Below are 2,527 nucleotides of genomic sequence, written 5' to 3' on the forward strand. Positions count from 1 at the left end.
AGGCCGGTCAGCGAGTCGTGGGAGGCGCGGTGCGCGAGCTGGAGCTCGCGCCGCTTGCGCTCCTCTATGTCCTCCACATGGGTGAGCAGGAAGCGCGGCCCGTCGGCGGCGTCCGCGACCACGCTGTTGCGCAGCGACACCCACACGTAGCTGCCGTCGCGGCGGCCCAGCCGGAGTTCGGCGCGCCCGCCCTCGGCGGAGGTGCGCAGCAGGGTGCCGATGTCCTCGGGGTGGACGAGGTCGGCGAAGGAGTAGCGGCGCATCGCGGAGGCGGGGCGGCCGAGCAGCCGGCACAGCGCGTCGTTGGTGCGCAGGATGCGGCCGTGCTGGTCGCCGCCCATCTCGGCGATGGCCATGCCGGAGGGGGCGTATTCGAACGCCTGCCGGAAGGATTCCTCGCTGGCGCGCAGGGCCTGCTGTTCGCGCTCCAGCCGGATCAGGGCGCGCTGCATGTTGGAGCGCAGGCGGGCGTTGCTGATCGCGATGGCGGCCTGGAAGGCGTACATCTGGAGGGCCTCGCGGCCCCAGGCGCCGGGACGGCGGCCGTTGCGCGGCCGGTCGACGGATATGACGCCGAGCAGTTCACCGGAGGAGCCGCCCTGCGCGCCGGGGGTGTACATGGGCGCGAAGAGCCGGTCGGAGGGGTGCCACTCGTCCTCGAAGCGCGGCTCGGGGCCGTCGGTGAACCACTGGGGGACGTCGTCGTCGTCCAGGACCCAGCCCTCGGTGTGCGGTATGAAGATCAGGTCGCCCCAGTGTTCGCCCATGTTCAGGCGCCGCTCCCAGGACTCGCGGGAGCCGACCCGGCCGGTGATCAGGGCCTCGGCGGCGGGGTTGCCGGAGAAGGCGGCGACCACCAGGTCGCCGTCGGGGCGGACGAGGTTGACGGCCGCCATCTCGTAGCCCAGGGCGTTGACGGCGCCGTCGGCGACGGTCTGCAGTGTGTCCGCCAGGCTGCGTGCCGTGTTGATGTCGGCCATGACCTGGTGCAGCTGTCGCAGGGACGCAAGACGGACATACGGCTCCGACTCGGTCTCCATGCTCGCCCTCCCCCCGAGACCTCGCAGCGAATCAAGGGTTGCCTTCGGCGCTTCTCCCGCGTTGTCAGCGGTGGCTCTTTGTCATGCTGTGCGCGTTGTCCTTGCGGCTCCCCGCCACTGAATCACAGCGCGCTGCCCACTCGGTACACAGGGTCAACAATTCCCGCCTCTTGTGACTCAAGTCACAAGGAAACGTGAACAATTGCGTGCGGTTTCTGCGTTTGCCCCGTGCGACTCCTGAAGACACACCGTGCGCGCTCGTTCACATGATGCACGTGACGAACGCGCCGCTGGTCCTCGCGACCTAGGACCCGGCTCGGGCCAGGGCCCGATGCCCGCCGCACCGGGCGAAGACTAGCGTTTCCGGCGTGCTGAAGACTCCCTCCCCCACCACCCCCCTGCCTTCCGGGCATGCTGAGGGGGTGAGCAACGACGAGTTCCGGGCCGCGATGTCCCGGCTGGCCGCGGGCGTGGTCCTGGTCACCGCGCAGGAACCGCCGCTGGACCCGGACGACCCCCAGGCGCCGGGGGTGGAGGACGTCGGCATGACCGCCACCGCGTTCCTGTCGGTCTCCCTCGACCCGCCGCTGGTCCTGGTCAGCCTGCGCGAGGGCGCCCGCATGGACGACCTGCTCGCCGAACAGCCGCTGTGGGCGGTGTCGGTCCTCGCCGAGAGCCAGCGGCACATCGCGGGCCGCTTCGCCATGAAGGGCCGGATCAGCGACCGTCTGCTCTTCGAGGACATCCCCTACAGCCGTGGCGAGGTCACCGGCGCACCGCTGGTCGGGGGCGCGCTGGCCACCCTGGAGTGCCGTACCGAGCAGCGGGTGGCCGCCGGGGACCACACCCTGGTCGTCGGCCGGGTCCTCACCGCGCGCGTGCCCAGTGCCGAGGGCGGCCCGCTGCTGTACTTCCGCGGCCGCTACCGCCAGTTGGGCTGAGCCGGGAAATTCCGTGGCGACGGCGGGACCGGCGTGCCTACGGTGCGCCGATGACACCTCGCCTGGAAGTGGTGACCCCACGGAACTTCGAGACCGCCGTCGCCCTGCGCGTCCGCCCCGACCAGGAGCACGCCGTCGCGCCGGTGGTGCGCTCGCTCGCCGAGGCGTACGTCCACCCGGACGGCGTCGCCTGGCCCCGGCTGATCACCGACGACGGCCGGGCGGTCGGCTTCGTGATGGCGTACTTCGGCATCGACTGGCACGGCGACGGCAGTCTGTACCGCTCCGGGCTGTGGCGGCTGAACATCGCGGCCGGTGAACAGGGCCGGGGCTACGGCCGGTTCGCGGTGGACGCGGTGGCCGCCGAGATCCGCCGCCGCGGCGGCACCCACCTGTACGCCGACTGGCACCCCGGCCCCGACGGCCCCGGCGCCTTCTACACCCGCCTGGGCTTCCGCCCGACCGGGGAGACCGACGGGGACCAGGTGGTGGGGGTGCTGGAGCTGTGAACCGGGGGCCGGAACTCCCCCGGGGGTCCGGCTCGGC

General features: G+C 72.0%; 2 protein-coding genes and 1 pseudogene. 2 read left to right on the forward strand and 1 reads right to left on the reverse strand.

Annotated elements, in window-relative coordinates:
* Positions 1 to 1,040 (reverse strand): annotated as a pseudogene (cdgB, locus tag H5J33_RS30840) (diguanylate cyclase CdgB); the annotation flags it as partial.
* A 368-nt stretch (positions 1,041 to 1,408) separates the two neighbouring features.
* Here cdgB and H5J33_RS30845 point away from each other — a divergent pair.
* Positions 1,409 to 1,981 carry a flavin reductase family protein gene (locus tag H5J33_RS30845; RefSeq protein WP_181798065.1) on the forward strand — a complete coding sequence of 191 codons (573 nt, stop codon included), beginning with the start codon at positions 1,409 to 1,411 and terminating at the stop codon, positions 1,979 to 1,981.
* 50 nt (positions 1,982 to 2,031) lie between these two features.
* The gene (locus H5J33_RS30850; protein ID WP_181798066.1) at positions 2,032 to 2,490 is read left to right on the forward strand and encodes a GNAT family N-acetyltransferase; all 459 of its coding nucleotides are present in this window, start codon (positions 2,032 to 2,034) and stop codon (positions 2,488 to 2,490) included.
* Positions 2,491 to 2,527 lie beyond the last annotated feature (37 nt).

The organism is Streptomyces sp. WELS2 (assembly GCF_013870595.1).
Taxonomy (GTDB): domain Bacteria; phylum Actinomycetota; class Actinomycetes; order Streptomycetales; family Streptomycetaceae; genus Streptomyces.

Bases quoted from the DNA above. Each gene is read 5' to 3' on its own strand.
- H5J33_RS30850 (WP_181798066.1), top strand. From the start codon at position 2,032: ATGACACCTCGCCTGGAAGTGGTGACCCCACGGAACTTCGAGACCGCC.